This is a genomic window from Pseudomonas sp. F01002 (assembly GCF_004402115.1).
Taxonomy (GTDB): Bacteria; Pseudomonadota; Gammaproteobacteria; order Pseudomonadales; family Pseudomonadaceae; genus Aquipseudomonas; species Aquipseudomonas frigoris.
Genome location: NZ_SOPU01000023.1, coordinates 21,658 through 43,934 on the forward strand (window position 1 = coordinate 21,658; position 22,277 = coordinate 43,934).

General features: G+C 59.3%; 20 protein-coding genes. All 20 read left to right on the forward strand.

Annotated features, from left to right (window positions below; translation table 11 throughout):
• Nucleotides 1-2 precede the first annotated feature (2 nt).
• The gene (lpdA, locus tag E3W21_RS19265) at nucleotides 3-1,763 is read left to right on the forward strand and encodes a dihydrolipoyl dehydrogenase (RefSeq protein WP_134421484.1); all 1,761 of its coding nucleotides are present in this window, start codon (nucleotides 3-5) and stop codon (nucleotides 1,761-1,763) included.
• Nucleotides 1,764-1,774: 11 nt separating this feature from the next.
• Complete coding sequence (locus tag E3W21_RS19270; protein ID WP_134421485.1) at nucleotides 1,775-2,632, forward strand: MaoC family dehydratase N-terminal domain-containing protein; 858 nt, start codon at nucleotides 1,775-1,777, stop codon at nucleotides 2,630-2,632.
• A gap of 97 nt (nucleotides 2,633-2,729) precedes the next feature.
• Nucleotides 2,730-3,890, forward strand: coding sequence for an acyl-CoA dehydrogenase family protein (locus E3W21_RS19275; RefSeq protein WP_134421699.1), 1,161 nt, complete (start codon nucleotides 2,730-2,732; stop codon nucleotides 3,888-3,890).
• Nucleotides 3,891-3,900: 10 nt separating this feature from the next.
• Entirely contained in the window at nucleotides 3,901-5,094 is a 1,194-nt protein-coding gene (locus E3W21_RS19280; RefSeq protein WP_134421486.1) for a CaiB/BaiF CoA-transferase family protein, read from the forward strand.
• A complete protein-coding gene (locus E3W21_RS19285) occupies nucleotides 5,094-5,948 on the forward strand; it encodes a CoA ester lyase (RefSeq protein WP_134421487.1) in 855 nt (284 codons plus the stop codon). The genes E3W21_RS19280 and E3W21_RS19285 overlap by 1 nt, the downstream gene beginning before the upstream one ends.
• 162 nt (nucleotides 5,949-6,110) lie before the next feature.
• Entirely contained in the window at nucleotides 6,111-7,631 is a 1,521-nt protein-coding gene (locus tag E3W21_RS19290; protein WP_017337763.1) for a 4-hydroxyphenylacetate 3-hydroxylase family protein, read from the forward strand.
• A 72-nt stretch (nucleotides 7,632-7,703) separates the two neighbouring features.
• Nucleotides 7,704-8,240, forward strand: coding sequence for a carboxymuconolactone decarboxylase family protein (locus E3W21_RS19295; protein WP_134421488.1), 537 nt, complete (start codon nucleotides 7,704-7,706; stop codon nucleotides 8,238-8,240).
• A 21-nt stretch (nucleotides 8,241-8,261) separates the two neighbouring features.
• Nucleotides 8,262-9,281 carry a VOC family protein gene (locus E3W21_RS19300; RefSeq protein ID WP_134421489.1) on the forward strand — a complete coding sequence of 340 codons (1,020 nt, stop codon included), beginning with the start codon at nucleotides 8,262-8,264 and terminating at the stop codon, nucleotides 9,279-9,281.
• A 19-nt stretch (nucleotides 9,282-9,300) separates the two neighbouring features.
• The gene (locus tag E3W21_RS19305) at nucleotides 9,301-10,326 is read left to right on the forward strand and encodes a flavin reductase (protein ID WP_256661592.1); all 1,026 of its coding nucleotides are present in this window, start codon (nucleotides 9,301-9,303) and stop codon (nucleotides 10,324-10,326) included.
• The gene (locus E3W21_RS19310) at nucleotides 10,323-11,255 is read left to right on the forward strand and encodes a fumarylacetoacetate hydrolase family protein (protein WP_256661593.1); all 933 of its coding nucleotides are present in this window, start codon (nucleotides 10,323-10,325) and stop codon (nucleotides 11,253-11,255) included. The genes E3W21_RS19305 and E3W21_RS19310 overlap by 4 nt, the downstream gene beginning before the upstream one ends.
• Before the next feature lie 41 nt (nucleotides 11,256-11,296).
• Entirely contained in the window at nucleotides 11,297-11,911 is a 615-nt protein-coding gene (locus E3W21_RS19315; RefSeq protein ID WP_134421490.1) for a glutathione S-transferase family protein, read from the forward strand.
• 16 nt (nucleotides 11,912-11,927) lie between these two features.
• Complete coding sequence (locus tag E3W21_RS19320; protein WP_134421491.1) at nucleotides 11,928-12,815, forward strand: LysR family transcriptional regulator; 888 nt, start codon at nucleotides 11,928-11,930, stop codon at nucleotides 12,813-12,815.
• A 669-nt stretch (nucleotides 12,816-13,484) separates the two neighbouring features.
• Nucleotides 13,485-15,128, forward strand: a complete 1,644-nt coding sequence (locus tag E3W21_RS19325; RefSeq protein ID WP_017337771.1) for a DUF1302 domain-containing protein — start codon at nucleotides 13,485-13,487, stop codon at nucleotides 15,126-15,128.
• A 12-nt stretch (nucleotides 15,129-15,140) separates the two neighbouring features.
• The gene (locus tag E3W21_RS19330) at nucleotides 15,141-16,505 is read left to right on the forward strand and encodes a DUF1329 domain-containing protein (RefSeq protein WP_134421492.1); all 1,365 of its coding nucleotides are present in this window, start codon (nucleotides 15,141-15,143) and stop codon (nucleotides 16,503-16,505) included.
• Between the two features lie 44 nt (nucleotides 16,506-16,549).
• Nucleotides 16,550-17,662 (forward strand): YCF48-related protein, encoded by a 1,113-nt coding sequence (locus E3W21_RS19335; RefSeq protein ID WP_134421493.1) that lies wholly within the window; start codon nucleotides 16,550-16,552, stop codon nucleotides 17,660-17,662.
• A gap of 50 nt (nucleotides 17,663-17,712) precedes the next feature.
• Nucleotides 17,713-20,187 (forward strand): RND family transporter, encoded by a 2,475-nt coding sequence (locus tag E3W21_RS19340; RefSeq protein ID WP_134421494.1) that lies wholly within the window; start codon nucleotides 17,713-17,715, stop codon nucleotides 20,185-20,187.
• 44 nt (nucleotides 20,188-20,231) lie between these two features.
• On the forward strand, nucleotides 20,232-20,705 hold the full coding sequence (locus tag E3W21_RS19345) for a VOC family protein (protein ID WP_134421495.1): 474 nt from the start codon (nucleotides 20,232-20,234) through the stop codon (nucleotides 20,703-20,705).
• A 45-nt stretch (nucleotides 20,706-20,750) separates the two neighbouring features.
• Nucleotides 20,751-21,275, forward strand: a complete 525-nt coding sequence (locus tag E3W21_RS19350; protein ID WP_127195497.1) for a nuclear transport factor 2 family protein — start codon at nucleotides 20,751-20,753, stop codon at nucleotides 21,273-21,275.
• A gap of 124 nt (nucleotides 21,276-21,399) precedes the next feature.
• Nucleotides 21,400-21,756: a DUF4286 family protein gene (locus E3W21_RS19355; protein ID WP_017337777.1), complete on the forward strand. Its 357-nt coding sequence runs from the start codon at nucleotides 21,400-21,402 to the stop codon at nucleotides 21,754-21,756.
• A 19-nt stretch (nucleotides 21,757-21,775) separates the two neighbouring features.
• Nucleotides 21,776-22,267: a VOC family protein gene (locus E3W21_RS19360; RefSeq protein WP_017337778.1), complete on the forward strand. Its 492-nt coding sequence runs from the start codon at nucleotides 21,776-21,778 to the stop codon at nucleotides 22,265-22,267.
• Nucleotides 22,268-22,277 lie beyond the last annotated feature (10 nt).

Here is a 22,277-nt window from a genome sequence, read left to right on the forward strand (position 1 = left end):
CAATGAGTAAGGTGATTGAAGTGAAGATGCCCGGCATCGGCGATGCCGCCGCCATGCCGGTGATTGAAATACTGGTCAAGATTGGCGATGTGGTGGCCGTCGATGACCCGCTCTGCACGCTGGAGTCCGACAAGGCGACCATGGATGTACCGTCTTCTGCCGCCGGTGTGGTCAAGGAGATTAGAGTCAAGGTTGGCGAGAAGGTCGGCGAAGGCACGGTGTTGTTAACGCTGGAATCGAATGGGTCGGCGATTCAGCCAACGCCAACAACGGCAGCGGCCGCAACCGCCAGCGGCACAGAGCTGCAGTGCGACGTGCTGGTGCTCGGCGGCGGCCCCGGCGGTTACTCCGCCGCATTCCGCTCGGCCGATCTGGGCCGGAAAACCATCATTGTCGAGCGCTACGCCACATTGGGAGGTGTGTGCCTGAACGTCGGTTGCATCCCTTCCAAAGCGCTGCTGCATATCGCTTCGGTCATGGAGGAAGTCCCGCATTTGGCGTCAATGGGCATCGACTTCGGTGCCCAAAAGATCGATATCAACAAGTTGCACGCGCACAAAGAATTGGTGGTCAACAAGCTCACGGGCGGGCTCGCCGGCATGGCCAAGGGGCGCAGTGTTGAGGTTGTGCGCGGCGTTGGCCGATTCCTCGATCCGCAGCGTATCGAGGTCGCTCTGTGTTCCGGCTCCGGCCAGGAGCAGACGGGCGAGAAACAGGTAATTCGCTTCAAACAATGCGTGATTGCTGCCGGCAGTCAGGCCGTCAAGTTGCCGTTTATGCCGCAGGATCCGCGCATCGTTGACTCAACCGGTGCGCTGGAACTCAGGTCTGTGCCGAAACGCATGCTGGTGGTCGGCGGTGGGATTATCGGCCTGGAAATGGCCACGGTTTATTCGGCCCTGGGCGCACGTATCGATGTGGTCGAGATGCTGGACGGTTTGATGCAAGGCCCGGATCGCGATCTGGTCAAAGTCTGGGAAAAGCACAACAGCCACCGTTTCGATCACCTGATGTTGAACACTCGCACGGTGAAAGCCGAGGCGAGCGAGCAGGGTATCTGGGTGACCTTCGAGGGTGAAAAAGCACCCGCAGAACCGCAGTGCTACGACCTGGTGTTGGTCGCGGTCGGACGCAAACCCAATGGCAACCAGCTCGATGCCGACAAGGCCGGCGTCAATATCAATGAGCGCGGTTTCATCCCCGTCGATAAGCAACTGCGCACCAACGTGCCGCATATCTTCGCGATTGGCGACATCGTCGGCCAACCGATGCTGGCCCACAAAGCCGTTCACGAGGGCCATGTCGCCGCTGAAGTCGCGGCAGGCGGAGCCTTGAACAATGCCGAACTGGCCCGCAGCCGCTTTGATGCGTTGCAGATTCCCGGCGTGGCCTACACCAATCCCGAAGTGGCTTGGGCCGGCCTGACCCAGCAAGAAGCCAAAGACCAAGGCATCAAGGTCGAGACGGCGCTTTTCCCATGGGCGGCATCTGGCCGTGCCATTGCCAATGGTCGCGATGAAGGCTTCACCAAGCTGCTGTTCGACGCACACACCCATCGCGTGGTCGGCGGCGGCATCGTCGGTACCGGTGCGGGTGATCTGATCAGCGAGGTGTGCCTCGCTATCGAAATGGGCGCCAACGCCGAGGACATCGGCAAAACCATCCACCCGCATCCGACATTGGGTGAAACCGTGGGGATGGCGGCAGAAGTTGCCCACGGCAGCTGCACCGACTTGCCGGCGGCACGGCGTAAAGAGGCGTGAAGGAGATGACCATGAATGCCTGTAATGAGGCGACTCTCGCGGACTTGAGCGATTGGGTGGGCCGCGAGGAACTGCGTAGCGATCGTATCGATCAACGCACTGCGCAAGCGCTGGCAGCGACGCTCGACCTCGATTCCGACACCCTGCAGGAAGGCTGTGAATTGCCGCCCTTGTGGCACTGGGTGTACTTCTCGCCAAATGCCCGACACAGCGAAATCGGCGTCGACGGCCATCCGCAACGCGGTGGATTCCTGCCGCCAGTGAACCAGCCCAACCGTATGTGGGCAGGCGGACGCTTGAACTTCGAGCAGCCGCTGCGCGTCGGGGAAGCCGTCACCAGGGTTTCGCGCATCCTGCGCTGCGAACGCAAATCCGGGCGCAATGGCGAGTTGCTGTTTGTCACCGTCGAACACAAGATTTCCGGTGAGCGTGGTGTGTGCGTAGTGGAGGAACAGGACATTGTCTACCGCCAACCAGCGCCTGCAGGAGCGCCCCTTGCCGGCGAAGCGACGGAGCGCCGAGGCGAATTCCGCCGACTGATTCATCCCGACCCGGTGTTGCTGTTCCGTTATTCGGCACTGACGTTCAACGGCCATCGCATTCACTACGACAAGCCCTACGCCACCGGGGAAGAGGGCTATCCGGGCCTCGTCGTGCAGGGCCCGCTGGCCGCGACATTGCTGCTCGAAGCCTTTCGCGCGGCGCGCCCGAACAAGCGCATACGACGCTTCGCTTTCCGCGCGATCGGCCCGCTGTTCGACACGGCGGACTTTGCGGTGTGCGGACAGCTCACCGGCCCGGGCAGCGCCGATCTTTGGACCGACTGCAACAGGCGCTCGACGATGAAAGCTGAAGTCATGTTCGACTGACACCCAAGCGTTTTCAAAAAAGGTGCCGCTGTGCAGAAGCGCCAAGGGCACTGCTGCGCCGCGATCACTACAAACAAGACAGGAAACCGACATGACCATGCTCTACGCCCCCGATGAACACCAGGAAATCCGCGACGCCGTCCGTGCCTTGTGCAGTGAGTTTCCAGACGAATACCACCGCAAGATCGACGAGCAGCGGGCCTACCCTGAGGCCTTTGTCGATGCACTGATCAGCGCGGGCTGGCTCTCGGCGATGATCCCGGAAGAATACGGCGGGTCGGGTCTGGGGCTGACCGAGGCGTCGGTGATCATGGAAGAGATCAACCGTTCCGGCGGCAACTCCGGCGCAGTCCATGGCCAGATGTACAACATGAGCACGCTGCTGCGTAACGGCAGCACCGCACAGAAAGAAAAATACCTGCCAAAGATTGCCGCCGGCGAGTTGCGCATCCAGTCGATGGCGGTCACCGAGCCAACCACGGGCACAGACACCACCAAGATCAAAACCAACGCCGTGAAGAAAGACGGCCGCTACGTGGTCAACGGCCAAAAAGTCTGGATTTCGCGGGTGCAGCACTCCGACCTGATGATCCTGCTTGCACGCACCACGCCGCTGACCGAGGTGAAGCGCAAGTCTGAAGGCATGTCGATTTTCATCGTCGACCTCAAAGACGCCATCGGCAAGGGCCTGACCGTGCAGCCAATCCCCAACATGGTCAATCACGAGACCAACGAGCTGTTCTTCGACAGCCTGGAGATCCCTGAGGAAAACCTGATTGGCGAGGAGGGCAAGGGCTTCAAATATATCCTCGATGGGCTTAACGCCGAGCGTACGTTGATCGCTGCCGAATGCATTGGTGACGGTTACTGGTTCATGGAGCGCGCCGTCAAATACGCCAACGAACGCGTGGTGTTCGACCGTCCCATCGGGCAGAACCAGGGCGTGCAATTCCCGATTGCCGACTCTTTCATCGAAATCGAGGCCGCCAACCTGATGCGTTTCAAGGCCTGCCAGCTATTCGACGCGCACCAACTCTGTGGCGCCCAGGCCAACATGGCCAAGTACCTCGCCGCCAAGGCCTCGTGGGAAGCCGCCAACGTGTGTCTGCAAACCCACGGCGGTTTCGGCTTCGCCAATGAATACGACATTGAGCGCAAATTCCGCGAGACCCGGTTGTACCAAGTCGCGCCGATCTCGACCAACCTGATCTATTCCTACGTCGCCGAGCACTTGCTCGGGCTGCCGCGTTCTTTCTGAGGACTCCGTTATGGCATCTACCCAACCGGTACTTGCGCTAGAAGGGATCACGGTGGTCTCGCTCGAGCACGCCATCGCAGCACCTTTGGCCACGCGTCATCTGGCTGATCAGGGCGCACGGGTGATCAAGGTCGAGCGTCCGGGCAGCGGCGATTTTGCCCGTGCCTATGACGCGCGTGTCGATGGTCTGGCCTCGCATTTTGTCTGGGTCAATCGCTCGAAAGAGAGCCTTGCGCTCGACCTGAAACAACCCGAGGCACAGGAGATTCTGATGAAACTTCTGGCCGAAGCCGATGTGCTGGTGCAAAATCTTGCGCCGGGCGCGGCTGCCCGATTGGGGCTTTCGTACGAAGCACTGTCTGCGAAAAACCCGAAGCTGATCGTCTGTGACATTTCGGGATACGGTGAGGGCGGCCCGTACACCGAGAAAAAGGCTTACGACTTGCTGATTCAGAGCGAGGCCGGCTTCCTGTCGATCACCGGCACACCGGAAGAACAGGTCAAGGCCGGCATTTCCATCGCCGACATTGCGGCGGGCATGTACGCCTACACCAATATCCTTGCGGCGCTGATCGAGCGCGGCAAAACCGGCCGTGGCCGGCGCATCGAGATCGCAATGATTGATGCGATGGTCGAGTGGATGGGCTTCCCGATGTACTACGCCTACGAAGGGCAGGAGCCACCGCGCCGTACGGGTGCTTCGCACGCGACGATTTACCCTTACGGGCCGTTCCGCGCCGGCGATGGCCGTACCGTCATGCTCGGCCTGCAGAACGAACGCGAATGGGCGGTGTTCTGCGAAAAGTTGTTGGGTGACGCAGCACTCGCCACGGATGCGCGGTTTGCCAGCAATGCGCTGCGCACTGCCAACCGCGAAGTCTTGAGCAAATTGATCGAGCACAACTTTGCCAGTCTCAGCGCTGATGATGTGATGGCTCGCCTCGATGCCGCTGACATCGCCAATGCCAACGTCAGCACCATGAACGACATCTGGAACCATCCGCAACTCGCCGCGCGTCAGCGCTGGACGACCGTGAACACGCCCGCAGGCCCGATACCTGCACTGCAACCACCTGGCATGGGCGGTGAGCATCCCGCGCGCATGGGCCCGGTGCCGGCACTCGGGGAACATACCGCGGCGATTCTTCGTGAACTAGGTTACGCCGACCGTGCCGATGAACTGCGCGACAGGAAGGTGGTGTGATGGCGAATCGACAATTGAATCTGGCGCGGGCACGCACCTTTCTATTCGTGCCCGCAAACCGTCCGGAACGCATTGGTAAAGCGCTAGCCAGCGGCACCGACATCGTCGTGGTCGATCTTGAAGATGCGGTGGCACCGGTCGACAAACCGGCGGCGCGCTTGGCCTTGCTGGCCTGGCTGGATGAGCATCCCGATGAGCGCGTGACGGTGCGCATCAATGCCGCCGACACGCTGTGGCATGAGCATGATCTGGCCGCCTGTCGTCACACCGGCATCGCTGCGGTGATTCTGCCAAAAGCCGACAACGCGGCGCAGGTGCAGCATGCCCATCATGTCACCGGCAAACCGCAGTTGTGCATCATCGAGACCGTGCAAGGCATTGACGCCTTGGCCCATATCGCCGGCGCACCGGGTTGCGCGCGGTTAATGTTCGGCAAGCTGGATCTGGCCGTCGAACTCGATCTGATTCCCGACGAATCAGACCCTGAAGAACTGGTGTTTCTGCCTTGGCGCGCAATGCTCGTGCTTGCGAGTAAACGGGCGCGATTGCCGGCGCCGGTCGATGGCGTGTTCACTGCCATCGGTGATCAATCAGGCTTGGCCCGCTACGCCGCGCGTGCGCGGCGACACGGGTTCAGTGGCCAGTTGTTGATTCATCCCAGCCAGGTCACCGAAGCCGCGGTGGCCTTCACGCCCTCGGCGCAGGACATCGAATGGGCGCAAGCCGTTTGCCAGCTGGGTGACGCGGCCGGCGGCGGGGTGGTGGTGCTCAATGGCCGGATGATCGATGCCCCGGTGATGGCGCGGGCGCGGAACATTCTTGCCTTGGCGGCGGAGTTTGGCCTCGCTACCTGAAGCGTCGTTCTTTTCTATTTCGGAACAACTCTTCGGCCCATTCACAAATTCTTAAAAGCGGCCCATCTCAATACCATCGAGGTGTGGCAACCGCAGCCGAACTCGCCTTGCGCCGGGTAGTCCCGCCGCAGGCCAAACGTTTCAAATGCAGGAGCATGACCCATGGAAAATAACGCAAACAAAAAACCGATGGCCATGAGTGGAGCCCGCAACGGAGTACGCAACGGGGCCGATTACATCGCCTCGCTGCAAGACGGTCGCTCCGTGTGGATTGATGGCGAGCGCATCAAGGACGTGACGGTGGATCGCCGTTTCCGTGGCGCGATTCAATCCATCGCTGATCTGTATGACATCCAGTGCGATCCAGCCTTGCAGGACAAGATGACCTTCGAATCACCGACCTCAGGTGCGCGTGTTGGTCGCTCGTTCATGCTGCCGCGTTCGGCTGACGATCTGCGTCTGCGCCGGGAAATGATGAAGACCTGGATGGACGCGGTCGGCGGCATGATGGGCCGCACACCGGACTTCCTTAACGTCATGGTCAGCGCGCATGCCTCGGCGCACGAACTGTTCGCTGCCGGCGGTGAGCAATTCGGTCAGAACATTCTCAAATACCATGAGTTCATCCGCGAAAACGATCTCGCGCTGACGCACTCGCTGGTATCGCCGGACATCGACAAGCGCCTGCAAATGTTCGAGCAGCCGGGTGACATGGTCATGCGTGTGGTGCGCGAATCCGATGCCGGCATCTACGTGTCCGGCGCCCGTTCGGTGGCCACCCTCGGCCCGTTGGCCAACGAAGTATTGATCATGCCGGCGGCGGCAAAATTCCCGCTGGTGGCGGATGCCGAAGCCTACGCGGTGGGTTTCGCAGCACCGATTGACACCCCCGGGATGAAGATGATTTGCCGTCCTTCGCTGCCTGCGAAGGGCCGGTTCGCCAACGATCCGTTGACCGGACGCATGGACGAAATGGACGCCGTGCTGTGGTTCGAAGAAGCGTTTATCCCGTGGGAGCGGGTGTTCATGTATCGCAGCATCAAAGCGGTTGAATCGGCGATGAAGTCGCCTTCCGGCCCGCACGGTTCGCACCAGTCCGCCACGCGCTCACTGGCGAAGATGGAGTTCCTGCTGGGCATCGCCTACAACCTGACCGAAGTGAACCACAGCCGTTTCCCCAACGTCATGGTGCAACTGTCGGAACTGGTCGCTTACGTCGAAACCCTGCGCGCGATGATTCGTGTCGCTGAAATCGACTGCGTGCCAGGCCCCGGTGGCACCGTTGTGCCGTACGAACAACCGCTGAATGTGGTGCGCGCGCAATACCCGGCGATGCATGCGCGAGCGCTGGAAATCCTGCAATTGTTGGGTGCTGGCAACGTGGTGGTCGCGCCAACGGTCGAGGATCTCTACAGCGAAAACGGCCCGGCCATCGAACGTTATTGCGCCGGGGCCGATATCCCCGCCGAACGCAAAATGCAGCTATTGCGGCTGGCCTGGGACGCGTCCTGCTCATCGTTCGCCGGACGCCAGAATCTGTACGAAAAGTTTTTTTCGGGCGATCCATGGCGCAACGCGCAAATGCGTGGCGAACGCTATCCCGGTGCGCGCGAGGCGCAAGACCGTGTGTGGGCGTTCCTTGATCGCAATAGCGAATGGGATCAGCGCATCAACGGCCAATAAGCGAAGCCTGCCGTAGCCCCAGCAATAACGATGCTGCGGAAAGCCACCAAAATAAAAATGTGCGGAGTTTGTATGCCTCGTATCCAACTGCCCAACCCCGATGACGAACCTGAAGCCTTCGCGCTGCTGCGCGCCAAGCGTGGCCATGCACCGAATGCGCAGATCTTTCGCACTCTGGCGACTTGCCCGGAGATTCTCGAGGTTTTCATTCCCATGGCCGACGCGGTGCGCAACGGCTGTGGCATTGATCCGAAATTGCGAGAGATGGCCATCGTCATGGCGTGCCAGACCATGGGCACCCATTACGAACACGATCCGCATTGGAATCGAGCCCTCAAGGAAGGCGTGCTAAAGGAACAGATGCAAGCGCTGTGGGACTTCGAAAAGAGCGCGCTGTTCTCCGATCTGGAGAAGGCCGTGCTGCGCCTGGCCCGGGACGCAACCCGCGCGCCTGCGCAGGTCAGCGACAAGGTCTGGGAAGACGTTTACCACGGCCTCGGGCAAAAGCAGAGCGTGGCGCTGCTGTTCAATATTGGTTGGTACAACATGACCGGTCGGTTGACTGGCCCCCTCGAGTTGAGCAACGAGGCCGATTTCACTCGGCTCTGAAAAGACATCAGGAGAATTAACATGCCATTGCCAACACCGGTCTATTACCCGCCGTTCAATATCACCCGCTCAAGTCACGCCGTCATTACTTCGCGTGACCTGGAAGCCAGTCGCGATTTTTACGAACAGGTCATTGGCCTGGTGCTGACCGAACGCGATGCCGACACCCTGTATTTCCGCGGCCTGGAAGAGGTTTGCCACCACAGTCTGGTGATCAAGCGCCACGACGGCGAGCACTCTGCTGAAGCCATCGGTTTTCGGGTGTACACCGAAGAAGAGCTGGACAAGGCCGCGCATTTCTATAAGTCCAAAGGCCTGCCGGCACGCTGGATCGAAGTGCCGCATCAGGGCCGCACGCTGCTGGTCAATGACCCGGCCGGCACCCCGGTGCAGCTTTGCGCCACGATGACCACGACGCCGCGCGTGTACACGCAATTTCAGGACTTTAAGGGTGGTGCGGCGATGCGGTTCGACCACTACCAGATTCAAGTGCCGAACGTGCAGGAGCAGACCGATTTCTACGCAGAAATGGGTTTCCGCATCTCCGAATACATGGCGCTGGACGAGAAGTTGATTGCTACTTTCATGTTCCGCAAGCCCGGCACCCAAGACATCGTGTTTCTGGAAAACCCGGGGCCGCGTCTGCACCACTTTGCTTACACCGTTTCTGACTCCCACAGCATCCTGCGCGCCTGCGATATCGCCGGCAATCTGGGCATGGGCGATGTCGTGGAGCGTGGCCCCGGTCGACACGGCCCGGCCGGCGTGTTGTTCGTGTACTTGCGCGATCCCGATGGCCATCGGGTCGAGTTGTTCTGTGATCACTATCTGCTGATCGATATCGAGGTCGAGCCCGTTGCGTGGGACGTGCGCAAGCCCGGCCTGGCGCTGCGTTGGGGCATGCCGCCGCAGGAGTGCTGGTTCAACGAGACCACCGCGTTCAGCGGCATTGCGACCAAACAGCTCGATCACGAACGTGGTCCGTTGGTCACCCTGGAAACTTATCTGGCGGACAAGGCCCGCGTCAGAGCTGCCAAATAGCGAAGCCGGGGCCACTTCGGTGGCCCGTCGCAGCATGGCGGTTTCGATAATAAGAAGACTGGAGGCATTCACCATGACGACACAGACAGCAACTCAAACAGATCCTTCCAAAGCCGGGCCGAGCTTCGACAGCCGTGCGCTGCGTGATGCTTTTGGCTCCTTTGCTACGGGGGTGACGATTGTCACCACGGCCGGGCCTGACGGCGTTGACATTGGTTTGACCGCGAACAGTTTTTCTTCGGTGTCGCTGGATCCGCCGATGGTGCTTTGGAGCCTGGCGCGCACATCGTTGAATATGGATGCCTTCCGCAACAACGGGCATTTCGCCGTGCATATTCTCTCCGCTGATCAGGAATCGTTGTCGTCGCGCTTTGCGAGCAAAGGCATTGACCGTTTCGAAGGACTCACGCTGGATCGTGGTCCGGACGGCGTGCCGTTGCTGCCCGACTGCATGGCGCGCTTCACTTGCAAACTCGCTTATCAGTACGAGGGCGGTGATCACGTCATTTTTGTCGGCGAGATTGTCGATTTCGGCCACTCCGCGCGCAAGCCACTGGTGTTCCATGGCGGCCGCTACGGCATGTTGCTAGCAAAGCAAGCCGTCGCCGCCGTTGAATCGGCAGAAGAGTTCAGCAACCTGTCGTCTGATGATCTGCTGTATCAGGTTTCCAATGCTTACTTGCGCACGCGCCAAAGCGTGATTGAAAAGCTCGAATCGCGGCAGTGGAAGGCCGAGGAATATGCGGTGCTGAGCATCATCGGTCGTGAAGACGGCTTGTGCATGCCGGAAATCGTTGCACGCAGCGAGAAGGTGCGCGGTCAGGGCATTTCCGCTGCGATCGTGCAACAGCTCATCACGCGAGGCCTGTTGGAGGAGGTGGACGCCAGTGACGGCCGTGTTGCCGTCAGGTTGACTGCCGATGGACGTCACGCGGTTCTGGAACTGATCGCCATCCGCAAGTCGAGCGAGGCCGATGTGCAGGGCAAGCTCGACCCGAGTGAAGTGCAGTTACTCAAGCATCTTCTGGCCAGGCTCGACGCATGAAGATCGCACGCTATCAATCAGCCGCAGGGGCTGAACGCCTCGGCATCGTCGTTGCCGCGTCGGGGCGTGAATTTCTTGTAGATGTCGCCAAAGCGGCGGCGGTGCGAGGCGGCCCAACCACACCTGCATCGGTGATGGCCCTGATCGAGGGCGGCGCAGCAGCGATGGACGCCACCCGCGAGTTGCTCCGGTGGGCGGCGGATCGTCAGGATCCGCTGTGGCTGGATGACCCTAATACCGTTGAGTGGCTTACGCCAGTGCCGGAAAAATCGATCTTCTGCGCCGGGCGTAATTTTGGCCGGCACAAGGCGGAATCGATGAAGGGCAATGTCGACAATGCCAGCAAACTGCACAGCGATTTCCCGACCGGTTTCATCAAACTCGGGCGCACGCTGGTGCCGCATAAACGTCAGGTGAAGCGACCCGACGATGTGCTCGATTTCGACTACGAAGTCGAGATCGCGCTGGTCATCGGCAAGGCAATCGATGCACGCCGCGACGTTGATCCTGCCAGCGCGATTTTCGGCTACACCATTTTCAATGACCTGTCGGCACGGGAATGGCAACTGCGCGAGATGCAGAACGGCATGATCATGCTCGGCAAGAACTTTCCGGGGTTTGGTCCGATCGGCCCCTACATTCTGACCGCCGACGCAGTACCGGATCCCAAAGCCCTGGTGCTGTGGCTGAGGGTCAATGGTGAATTACGCCAGCACTCCGACTGCCGTGATCTGATTTTCGGTTTCGCCGAAATGGTCGCGTTCTGGTCACGTTTCGGTCTGGTGCCCGGCGATTTGATCAGCACCGGTACGCCAGAAGGCGTGGCTTTGCACCACAAGCCCGATCCGCGTGAGTGGTACCTCAAACCGGGTGACCGGGTGGAGGCGGGCGTCGACGGTATCGGCGTCCTCGAAACGTTCATCGTCTAGTCACCGCGTTGCCACGCCGACCTCACAATAAGGAACATGTTATGAAGCTGTTTTTTTTGCCCGGAGCCTGCCAGATCGGCATCCATGCCTTGCTTGCTGAAATCGGCAAGCCGTTCGAAATCGAGAAAGCAGCGCGCGCAGGCACGCCAGAATTTGCGGCGTATACGCAGATCAATCCCAAGGGCAAAGTCCCCGCGCTGATTCGCGACGATGGTTCGCTGCTCACCGAATTCCCGGTAATCGCGCTCTATCTCGCCCGGACGAACTCTGAGCGAGAGCTGATCCCGACGGACATCGAAGGCGAGATTCGTGTGCTGGAAATGACGGAATATTTGGTATCTACCGTGCACATGCAAGGCTACACTCGCGCTCGCCGGCCAGAGAAGTTTGCGCCGAGTGAAGCAGATCATGCGGCGGTGAAAGCGCAGGGTCTGAAGATATTCCAGGCCGGGCTCGACCGGGCAGAACGACAGATCAACGGCAAAGACTGGCTCTTCGAAAAAATGACCATCGCCGATTTCGCGCTCTTCTATCTGGAGCATTGGTGCGTGGTCAACGGCATCGGAAAGTTGGGGCAAAGTTGTCAGGCGCACCACGATCGTCTGTGGGCGAACGTTGAAATCCGTCGCGCGATCGAGTCCGAACTCATTACTTGATATTGAGCGCTCCACCATGGACATGCTGTTGAAGCTGAAGGCTTTCGTCGTCACCGCCGACACCGGTAACTTCTCAGCCGCTGCGCGCACTTTGTACACCTCACCCTCGGTCATCATGAAGCGGGTTGACGAGCTCGAATGGGATTTCAAAACCACTTTTTTCGACCGCTCAACCCGCCGTTTGACTCTGACTGACACCGGACAAAGCTACCTGACTCATGCCCGGCAACTGTTGCGCTCATACAGCGACATGGCCAGTGGCGCGATCTTGAGCCCCGGCGCCATCGAAGGCCCGATCAGAATCAAAGCTCCGGCGGTGCTGATCCGCCAGGGCCTCGGCGATCTGTTTACCCGTTACCGTGCTGAACATCCGATGGTGCAACTGGAGATTGTTGCGTCTGATCGGGGCGGTAATCCGGCGGAGGAGGGCTTCGATATCTCGGTCGGCATGGATCAGATGGCCTACTCGGATGTGGTCGAGCAGGTCATCCGCCCCTTTCCTCGGGTGATGTGTGCGGCGCCGGCGTATCTCGCGCGATGTGAAGCGCTGTTGCATCCTCGCGACCTGGTCGATCATCCCTGTCTGTCGTTTTCCCTTGCCGGGTCAATCTGGGCGTTCAACTCGCCCGAAGGCCGGATAGAAGTGGACGTGCGTCCGGTGCTTATCACCAACGATGAAGGCTATTTGTGCGCCGCCGCCCGCGATGGCCAAGGGATTGTGCAACTGGCCTTGCCGATCGTTGCCGATGCTCTGACAGCGGGGGAATTGGTGCCAGTGCTGGAGCAATTCCCGCTGGTGGAGCGCTGGGTGAAAATTATGGTGCCGACGGCGCGACTGGAGCTGACGCGAGTGAAGCTGCTGTTCGACAAAATGGCACTGCATTTAACCAGCGACAACTCCTGAAGCGAACTCTGTGGTGAGGGGATTTATCCCCGGCGGGCTGCACAGTAGCCTTGAATCAGCCACCGCAGTTTTTCAGAGATATCGCATTGGCAGGGTTTGGGTCTGCTTCGCAGCCCATCGGTGATAAATCCCCTCGCTACAATTTCTGCGCCAACCTGCCATCTCTGCCAGTCCTGCGGTTCTTGCGAGTCCTGCCAAATCCTGCCAAATCCGATCAGATTTCCTGTGCATTTTCCCCTTGTCTGCACGCCTATTTAGCGCTCGGAGCTGTGTCTCTTTGCGCCTTCCCCCAAAGAATTCGCGCCTTCATTGCACCATCAGTTTTCTGGCTGCGGTGTAGCAGGTTTTATCATTGTTCAGGCCGAAAAGGGCCTGCATATACTCGGGCCAACACAGATACACAGTCAGGGTTGAGGACAATAAAACCATCTCAAACCAAGACTCTGTGTTGCCTGCACATGATTCGTCCGTGCATGAATTCAACCGGTACCACAACTTCATGGGAGGTTTTTCTTGTGGGTCGCTGTGACTGGCCAACGTTCATGTAATCGGGCAGATCGCAACCGGAGTTCATGCGTCACACAATCCCTCTAGGTAGCAAAAATGCAAATAATAAAAATAAGATTTGCAGTGCCGCACGACGTTTTGTATCGCCAGAGTCTTCGCTCCATGCTGGTTGCCACCAGCCTGATGGCGGCAGGCTCGACGCTGGCCGCACCGATTGATGTGGGTAACCCTGACATCAAACTGCGCTGGGACAACACGTTCAAATACTCTGCCGGTATGCGTCTCAAGGATCAGGATGACACGCTGACCCAAAACGTTCCTGCCACGCCGGGTGGCGGCAAGGGACCGGCGGCGCTCAACGCTGACGATGGCGACCGTAACTTCAAGAAAGGCCGGCTGATTTCCAACCGTCTCGATGTGCTGTCCGAGATGGATCTGGTTATTCACGACGATTACGGCCTGCGCATCAGCGGCGCGGCTTGGTACGACGACGTCTATAACCAGAAAAACGATAACAACTCACCAGCGACCAACAACTCGTTGTCGGTGCCGAGTGACCACTTCACCCACGACACCCGCGACCTTCATGGTCGTCAGGCCGAGATTCTCGATGCCTTCGTTTTTGGTGGTGCTGACGTCGGCGACGCGCGAGTCAGTGGCCGTTTGGGCCAACACACCGTGCTGTGGGGCGAGAGTCTGTTCTTCGGCGCCAATGCCATTGCCGGCACCCAGTCTCCGGTGGACGCGGTCAAGGCTTCCTCGGTACCTGGATCGACCACCAAAGAAATCATCAGGCCGGTGGGCCAGTTTTCCGGGCAGATCCAGTTTTCCCCAGCGCTGACCCTGATGGGTTACTACCAATACGACTGGGAAGCTACTCGCTTGCCGGCCGCAGGTAGCTACTTCTCGGTCAACGACTTCATCGCCGATGGCGGCGAACGAATTCGCTTTGCACCAGGCTTACCGGGAATCGGTTTGTCGCGCGGTGCTGACATCAAGGCTAAAGATAGCGGCCAGTTCGGTCTTGGACTGCGCACGCAATTGGGCGACTGGGAACTGGGTGCCTACGCGATCCGCTACCACGCCAAAACGCCTGTGCTTTATTCACACGCAGGACGCACCCCTGTCACAGGTGCCGGGTTCGGAACATACCAATGGGTGTACCCCGAGGACATCAAGGCGTTCGGTATCAGTGCCACCACGACAGTGGATACGATCAACTACGCCGGAGAGATCTCCGTACGTCGCGACACGCCGTTGACCAGCCTGCCGGTGGAGGTTGGAGCCCAAGAGGCGGACAACAACAACCACGCGTTTTATGCCATCGGTAATTCGGCGCATGCCAACGTGTCGATGATCTGGACTATGCCGCGCAACTTCATGTCCGACGAACCTTCATTCAGCATGGAAGTGGCCTACAACCAGCTGACCAGTTGCACCAGTAATTGCTCGGCCATGGATCCGGATCTGGATCGACGCGCTGCTGCGGTGCGGGCCTTGTACGCGATACCGCAGCGCAACGTCATGGACGGCCTCGACCTCACGCCTTCCTTCACCGTTGGCTACAACAATGGTAAATCCCCGGTGGCGATCATGGGGCCAGACGATGGCGGCGACATGACCTTCACGCTCGCCGGTAACTATCTGACCGTGTGGGATTTCACGATGGCGTACACCCATTACTACGGCGGAGCAAACACCGCCACGTATGCGTCGAGTGACCCGAGCGTCAACGGGACGTACACCTTCGCTCAGACCTTGAAAGATCGTGATTTCGTCTCAGTCTCGCTGCGTCGCACCTTCTAAGGGAAAACAATAATGACCATGTTCAATCGCATGACCTTGCTGGCTCTGACGTGCGCCGTACTGACGGCACCGGTTGTCCAGGCCGCTGTTTCGGCAGACGAAGCCGCCAAGCTGAAGACCACGCTGACGCCTCTGGGCGCCGAGCGTGCCGGCAACAAGGACGGGACGATTCCGCCTTGGGAGGGGGGGTATCCGGTCGACAACTCGTACAACTCAGCGGCGATTCCGGATCTGTTCAAGGATAAGCCTCTGCTGACTATCACTGCGCAGAATGCCGATCAGTACAAAGACAAGTTGACCGAAGGCACCTTGGGTTTGTTGAAGAAATTTCCGAGCTTCAACGTTCAGGTGTTCCCGACCCGACGCACCGCCGCGGCGCCACAGTGGGTGTATGACAATACCTTCGCCAACGCCACCCGAGCGACAATGGATCCATCTGGCGAACTCGGTCCATTCCCGAAAGGCACCTACGGCGGCATCCCGTTCCCGATTCCGAAAAACGGGGAAGAGGCGATCTGGAACCACCTGCTGCGCTGGACAACCCCCAGCTACCAGACCACGCCTAGCCTGGCTCGCGTAACGCCAGAAGGCAAAGTGATTCCGGTCTCGCAGAACGTCGCCAAGAGCTCGTTCCCTTACTACGACCAGAACAGCAACCTGGAGAAATGGCAGGCCGCCGGCTCCAACATTGTCGTGCGTCGCGTCGACACGTCCGGCCCGCCGATCCGTGCCGGCGAGATCCTGCTGCAACGCGTCAACATCAACGACATCGAGTCTAAAACCTGGGTCTACCTGACCGGCCAGCGTCGCGTCCGTCGTCTGCCGCTGACCTGCTGCGATGTACCGAGCCCGGTGGCGGGCGGCATCCTCAATTTCGACGAAGTCGAGGTGTATTCCTCGTCCATCGGACGTTACGACTGGAAGCTGGTCGGCAAGAAAGAAATGTACGTGCCGTACAACACCAACAGCTATCACCAGGCGCCGTCGCTGGAAAAGCTCATGTCTGAAAAGACCGTCAACCCGGACTTCGTGCGCTTCGAGCAGCATCGGGTGTGGGTGGTGGAGGGCACGCTCAAGGCCGGTCAGCGCCACGTGATTCCGCGTCTGCGCGTGTATCTGGATGAAGACACCTGGATCGCTGTCGCCGGCGAACGTTGGGACGCCCAGGGGCAACTGTGGAAAGTGACGTACAACTTGCCAACCGTGTTCCCGGCAGGTCCCGGCACCATCGTCGCAGGCTATATGTCGTACGACCTGATCGGCGGCGGCTACTTCGCCTCGGCCTATTTCCCGCGTGACAAACAAGTCGACCTGAAGGCCACGTTGCCAGACCGCATCTTCACGCCTGAGTCCCTGTCTGGAGAGGGCGTGCGCTAAAGACTGTATTTGGCTTGAACGATGAACCTGATGAGATGACCGGTATGAATAACAATAACAATGAAGGCGTCGACGTATCCCGTCGCGGGCTGTTGCTGGTGGGGTTGGGCCTGGGTTTGCAAGTGTTGTTGGCCCCGACTCTGGCCTCTACCACGGTAGCGTTCGCTTCGGCAGCCATGCCAGGGCTGCTCGGCCAACCGGCGACCATGACCCCACGGGCAGCACAGGCTGTGCTGACCCGCGTGGTGGTGGCCGGTGAGCGTTTGGTGGCGTTGGGCGAACGCGGCATGGTCGTGCTGTCCGACGACGGCGGCCGGCATTGGCGCCAGGCCCGCGTACCGGTCAGTGTGACGCTGACATCAGCGAGTTTTGTCGACGCCCGTCAGGGCTGGATCGCTGGCCACAGTGGCGTTGTGTTGCATACCTCTGACGGTGGTGAGAATTGGTCCATTCAGACCGATGGAATCGCCTTGGCACAGGCCAGTCTCGTTCAGGCGCAGGCGTTGCCCGATACCGATGCCGATCGCGAACACCGCGTCCAGCAGGCTCAGCGTCTGGTGGATGACGGTGCAGACAAACCGCTGCTGTCGATCTGTTTTGCCGACGCATTGCACGGGATGGTGGTGGGCGCCTTCGGCCTCGCCGCCAGCACCGATGACGGCGGTAAAACCTGGACGCCTTGCCGCGAGCGTCTGGTCAATCCCATGAGCATGCATCTGTATGCGGTTGCCCACCATGCCAAGACCTGGGTGGTGGCGGGCGAGCAGGGCGTGCTGATGCGCAGCGACGACGATGGCGCTAGCTTCACGGCCTTGGCGGCACCTTCCGAACGCACTCTGTTCACCGCAACAGCCACGCGCGGTGGAAGTTTTATCTTTGCCGGGCTGTTGGGCGCTGCGTGTCGCATCGACTCGGGCAGTCCAACCGTGAAAGCCATCGAACTGGCGGCGCCGTTGACGATTCTTTCAAGCGTTGAGCTGCGCGATGGTCGGGTGATGCTGTTGGCGCAGGGTGGGCGAGTGCTTGCCAGTCGCGACGGTGGTGTCCATTTCGCCGAACAGCAACTGCCGCGACGCGTGCCGCTGACCTCGCTGGTCGAAGCTGCAGACGGAGGGTTGGTGGCCACCAGCATGGGTGGAGTCTCCCGGCTTGGTTGACGACATCCGCCTGAACGCTCACTCGACGCGCCTTATAAGAGTCCAATGACATGACCACAGTGAAACCTGCTGAGACCGGCGCTTGCCGGCTCGAAGACTTTGATCCGCGCTCGGGCAATGTGCTCGAACGCGCCGTGTTCAACCACCGCATCCTGGTGCTGTGTTTGTGCGTGCTGGTCACCGTCCTGCTGGGCTTCAGCGCGCTGAGCCTGAAGCTCAATGCCAGCTTCGAAAAGACCATTCCGACCGGCCACCCGTACATCACCAATTATCTGGAACACAAAAAAGAGCTGACGGGCCTGGGTAACTCGGTGCGCATTGCGGTGGAGGCACGCAAGGGCGACATTTACAACGCGCGCTATCTGGAAACGCTGCGTCAGATCAACGATGACGTGTTCACCCTGCAGGGCGTGGATCGTGCTTTCATGAAATCGCTGTGGACGCCGAACGTGCGCTGGACAGCGGTGACCGAAGACGGACTGGACGGTGGGCAGGTGATCCCTGCGCACTACGACGGCTCGCCAGCCAAAATCGAAGAGTTGCGCATGAACGTGCAGCGCTCGGGCGAAATCGGCCAATTGGTCGCGGTCAACGGCGGCTCGACGGTGATTCAGGTGCCGCTGCTGGAACATGACGCGGCCGGCAAACCGCTGGACTACGCGGCGCTGTCCAAGCAGCTTGAGCAGTTGCGCGCCAAGTACAGCAGTGACGAGGTGGCCATTCACATCACCGGGTTTGCCAAGCTGTCCGGCGACCTCATGGATGGCATGCAGGAGGTGATCGGCTTCTTCTTCATCGCACTGATCATCTGTGCGGCAATGGTTTTTCTGTACAACCGTGACGTGATCAGCACCGCGCTGGTGGTGATCACCTCGGTGACCGGCGTGCTCTGGCAACTGGGCCTGCTGCCGCTGCTGGGTTACTCGCTGAACCCGTATTCGATGCTGGTGCCATTTCTGATCTTTGCCATCGGTATCAGCCATGGCGCGCAGAAAATGAACGGCATCCTGCAGGACATCGGTCGGGGCACACACCGTTACGTCGCGGCACGTTTCACCTTTCGCCGCCTGTTCCTCGCGGGCCTGACTGCACTGTTGGCGGACGCCGTCGGCTTCGCGGTGCTGCTGATGATCGACATTCCGGTGATCCGCGAACTGGCCATCGCCGCCAGCCTCGGCGTGCTGGTGCTGGTGATTTCCAATCTGATCCTGCTGCCGGTGTTGTTGAGCTACGTCGGTGTCAGCCGTAAAGCCGCCGAGCGCGCCGTGCGCCGGGAATCGGCAACCGCCGCCGGGGAGAGCAGTGCGTTCTTTATCTGGCTGGTGCGTTTCACCGAAGGCCGTCGTGCCACGGCGGCAATCGTTACGGCGGTAGTGCTGGCGGTGGTTGGCATTGCCGTCGGCACGCAGCTGAAGGTCGGCGATCTCGACCCCGGTGCTCCGGAGCTGCAAGCCGATTCGCGCTACAACCGCGACGTCAGCTACCTGACCACCAACTACGGCGCGAGCAATGATCTCTTTGCGATCATGGTCAAGACATCCGAAGGCAACTGCAGCCAGTACGACGTATTGCGTCGGGTCGACCAATTGGAATGGGCGTTGATGGATCTGCCCGGCGTCGAATCCACGCAGTCGATTGCGCGGCTGCAACGGCGCCTGATGGTCGGCATGAACGAGGGCAGTCCGCTGTGGTACGACCTGTCGAGCAATCAAAGCATGCTCAACACCATCACCGCCCGGGCGCCACGTGAACTGTACAACGAAGAATGCAACCTGTTGACGGTGTACGCCTACCTGCGTGATCACCGCGCCGAGACCTTGCAGCAAGTGGTCGATCTGGTCCAGCGTTTTGCCGCCAAAAACAATGACAAGGACGCCACCTTCTTCTTGGCGGCCGGTTCCGCCGGGATCGACGCGACCACCAACATCGTGGTTCACAAGGCCTGGTACCAGATGTTGTTCATGGTTTACGGGGCCGTGGCGCTGCTGTGCTTTGTGACGTTCCGCTCATGGCGAGCGGTGCTGGTGGCGATGCTGCCGCTGATGCTCACCTCGATTCTGGCCGAAGCCTTGATGGTCGCGCTGGGCATGGGCGTCAAGGTGGCGACCTTGCCGGTGATCGCCCTTGGCGTCGGCATCGGCGTGGATTACGCGCTGTACGTATTGAGCGTAACGCTTGCGCAAATGCGTGCCGGTGCCACGTTGAAACAAGCCTATGCCACGGCGCTGCAGTTCACCGGCCGCGTGGTGTTGCTGACCGGTATCACGCTGGCGGCGGCGGTCGCGACCTGGCATTTCTCCAGCATCAAGTTCCAGGCCGACATGGGTCTGCTGCTGGCGTTCATGTTCTTGTGGAACATGCTCGGCGCCTTGGTACTGATCCCGGCACTGGCGCGGTTTCTGCTGCCTGGCGCACGCGTCGGAGCCGTCGTCGAGGTCACCGAACAAGCACCGCCGCCAGCGGTCTCTGCACCCTTATCCGCCACCAAACCCGAGAAGCCGGTATTCGAAAGATGCCTGCCGTAACCCATCAACCTGATTTTTCACACCACCTAAAATAAGGAAACACCATGGATCGCTATATCAATCGCCTGTTTCACGTGTGCATCACCGTCGCTGATATCGATGCTGCACTTGAGTTCTACTGTGGCGTGCTCGGCCTTGAGTCCATCGGCAAATTGCGCCACGAAAGGGCGCCCGGTGAAATCCTTGGTTTCCCGAACCAGATCATTGAAATCCATGCCGACCACCTCGTCGGCAAAGACAAGGACAACGCCACCGTTATCGACCTGATCGAGTTCGTCGAGCCAAAAACCGTGGTCAACAAAAACGCTTCCGCGCCGCTGAACCACGCTGGCATTAACCGTATGGCGTTTGGTGTAGACGACACCGATGCCATTCATGAGAAGCTCAAGGCGCGCGGCGACATCGTTTTCCTGTGCGAGCCACAAGTGGTGATCGCGCCAACCGGCGGCAAATTCAAGATCCTGACGTTTAAAGACCCGTTCGACAACGTTCTGGAAGTGATTGAGTACTGCAAGTAACCCGTGTTTGTAGAATTTATTACTCGGAAAAATCGGAGAATTTAAATGAGTGTCACACAAGACAAGTCCGAAATTATTGATGTCATCAACCTGTATGGCGTCGCGTTGGACGCTCACGCCTGGGACTTGCTGGACGAGGTGTTTACCGAGGATGCCCACGCTGATTTCGGGCCGGCCGGCGCGGTCTGGAAGTCGATCGGTGCGCTGAAGTTCGCCTTCAAGGACTTCCACGAAACACTGACCAATCACATGCACACCATGACCGGTTCCTGCGTACACGTGGAGGGCGATACGGCCTACGCGCTGACCTACGGCGACTGGCTGCTGTCCCGTGATTCGGCAGTGGGTGGCCCTGACTGGGTTGGCCGTGGCTGGTACGACGATATTCTGGTGCGCACCGATAAGGGCTGGCGCATCAGCAATCGCGTGTGCCGACTGATTTCCTGGACAGGCAATCCGAATGTGCCTGAACCCGCGTATGAACAGCATCCAGTGATGACCACTCACACGCTGCGCAGTCATCGCGAAGAAGGCAAGGTCCGGTTCTTCGAAGCCATCGCAAAAAAGTAATCAGTTAATAGCAACGACGGATCCACTTCCGATTGTTTGGCGGAAGTGGTCTGGGGATTCTATTGCCCGAAATTCCACTGTGGGGCTCTGGCGAAGAGCAACTTTTTATATTGGAAACTTAACCATGAATGACCAGAGCGTTATCTGGACAGTGGGCATCAATTGCTCAGCGGAAGACGAAGACAAGTTCAATGTTTGGTACGACGACGTGCATGTACCGATGTTGATGCAGGGCGACTGCGTGAGAAAAGTCAGCCGCTTCAAACTGGCCGAGGAGACCTATCACGTCGGCGTAACCACCCAGCCGTGCCCGACGTACCTGACGATTTATGAATTCGACAGCCAGGAAAAATTCGAAGACTGGATGAAGAGCCCGTCGCGCATTGAAGCCGGTGAAGACAAGACAAAGACCTGGGGCGACAAGGTGTATGACGTCCAATGGGCAACGCGTTACGACCTCACTAACACCTGGAACGGCTAATTAAAGGGCGGAAAAAGTCATGAACGCACTGGTAAAAAAACTGCTTCACGTTTGCATCACCGTCCCGGACGTTGATCAGGCCCTCAAGTTCTACCGCGATGTACTGGGTTTTGTTTCGACCTTTGAAACCAGAACCGATGAAGCGGATGGCCCGCTGCTGGGTTTCGCCGAAGATGAGATCAGCATTTACGCCCATCACATCCTTACCGCAGGTGCCGATGCCAAGCACGCCACCGAAATCAACCTGATCGAGTACACCAAACCGGCAACGATCATCGGCGATGGCCCGTATGACTTGATGAATCAGGTCGGGATTACCCGTCTTGCACTGCTGGTTGAAAACACTCGCGAAGCCTTTGAAAAGATCAGCGCGTACGAAGGTGTCGAAGTGGTTTGCGAGCCCAAAGACATCATCATCCGCAAGCCTGGGCAAAACCTGACCATGACCTGGTTCAGCTTCAAAGACCCTTACGGCGTGTTTATCACCATTGCCGAACCGCCAAAAGCCTAAGCAACTCCGT

Excerpts from the sequence above, each read along its gene's own strand:
- lpdA (WP_134421484.1), top strand. The coding sequence starts at position 3 with ATGAGTAAGGTGATTGAAGTGAAGATGCCCGGCATCGGCGATGCCGCC.
- E3W21_RS19270 (WP_134421485.1), top strand. The coding sequence starts at position 1,775 with ATGAATGCCTGTAATGAGGCGACTCTCGCGGACTTGAGCGATTGGGTG.
- E3W21_RS19275 (WP_134421699.1), top strand. The coding sequence starts at position 2,730 with ATGCTCTACGCCCCCGATGAACACCAGGAAATCCGCGACGCCGTCCGT.
- E3W21_RS19280 (WP_134421486.1), top strand. The coding sequence starts at position 3,901 with ATGGCATCTACCCAACCGGTACTTGCGCTAGAAGGGATCACGGTGGTC.
- E3W21_RS19285 (WP_134421487.1), top strand. The coding sequence starts at position 5,094 with ATGGCGAATCGACAATTGAATCTGGCGCGGGCACGCACCTTTCTATTC.
- E3W21_RS19290 (WP_017337763.1), top strand. The coding sequence starts at position 6,111 with ATGGAAAATAACGCAAACAAAAAACCGATGGCCATGAGTGGAGCCCGC.
- E3W21_RS19295 (WP_134421488.1), top strand. The coding sequence starts at position 7,704 with ATGCCTCGTATCCAACTGCCCAACCCCGATGACGAACCTGAAGCCTTC.
- E3W21_RS19300 (WP_134421489.1), top strand. The coding sequence starts at position 8,262 with ATGCCATTGCCAACACCGGTCTATTACCCGCCGTTCAATATCACCCGC.
- E3W21_RS19310 (WP_256661593.1), top strand. The coding sequence starts at position 10,323 with ATGAAGATCGCACGCTATCAATCAGCCGCAGGGGCTGAACGCCTCGGC.
- E3W21_RS19315 (WP_134421490.1), top strand. The coding sequence starts at position 11,297 with ATGAAGCTGTTTTTTTTGCCCGGAGCCTGCCAGATCGGCATCCATGCC.
- E3W21_RS19320 (WP_134421491.1), top strand. The coding sequence starts at position 11,928 with ATGGACATGCTGTTGAAGCTGAAGGCTTTCGTCGTCACCGCCGACACC.
- E3W21_RS19325 (WP_017337771.1), top strand. The coding sequence starts at position 13,485 with ATGCTGGTTGCCACCAGCCTGATGGCGGCAGGCTCGACGCTGGCCGCA.
- E3W21_RS19330 (WP_134421492.1), top strand. The coding sequence starts at position 15,141 with ATGACCATGTTCAATCGCATGACCTTGCTGGCTCTGACGTGCGCCGTA.
- E3W21_RS19335 (WP_134421493.1), top strand. The coding sequence starts at position 16,550 with ATGAATAACAATAACAATGAAGGCGTCGACGTATCCCGTCGCGGGCTG.
- E3W21_RS19340 (WP_134421494.1), top strand. The coding sequence starts at position 17,713 with ATGACCACAGTGAAACCTGCTGAGACCGGCGCTTGCCGGCTCGAAGAC.
- E3W21_RS19345 (WP_134421495.1), top strand. The coding sequence starts at position 20,232 with ATGGATCGCTATATCAATCGCCTGTTTCACGTGTGCATCACCGTCGCT.
- E3W21_RS19350 (WP_127195497.1), top strand. The coding sequence starts at position 20,751 with ATGAGTGTCACACAAGACAAGTCCGAAATTATTGATGTCATCAACCTG.
- E3W21_RS19355 (WP_017337777.1), top strand. The coding sequence starts at position 21,400 with ATGAATGACCAGAGCGTTATCTGGACAGTGGGCATCAATTGCTCAGCG.
- E3W21_RS19360 (WP_017337778.1), top strand. The coding sequence starts at position 21,776 with ATGAACGCACTGGTAAAAAAACTGCTTCACGTTTGCATCACCGTCCCG.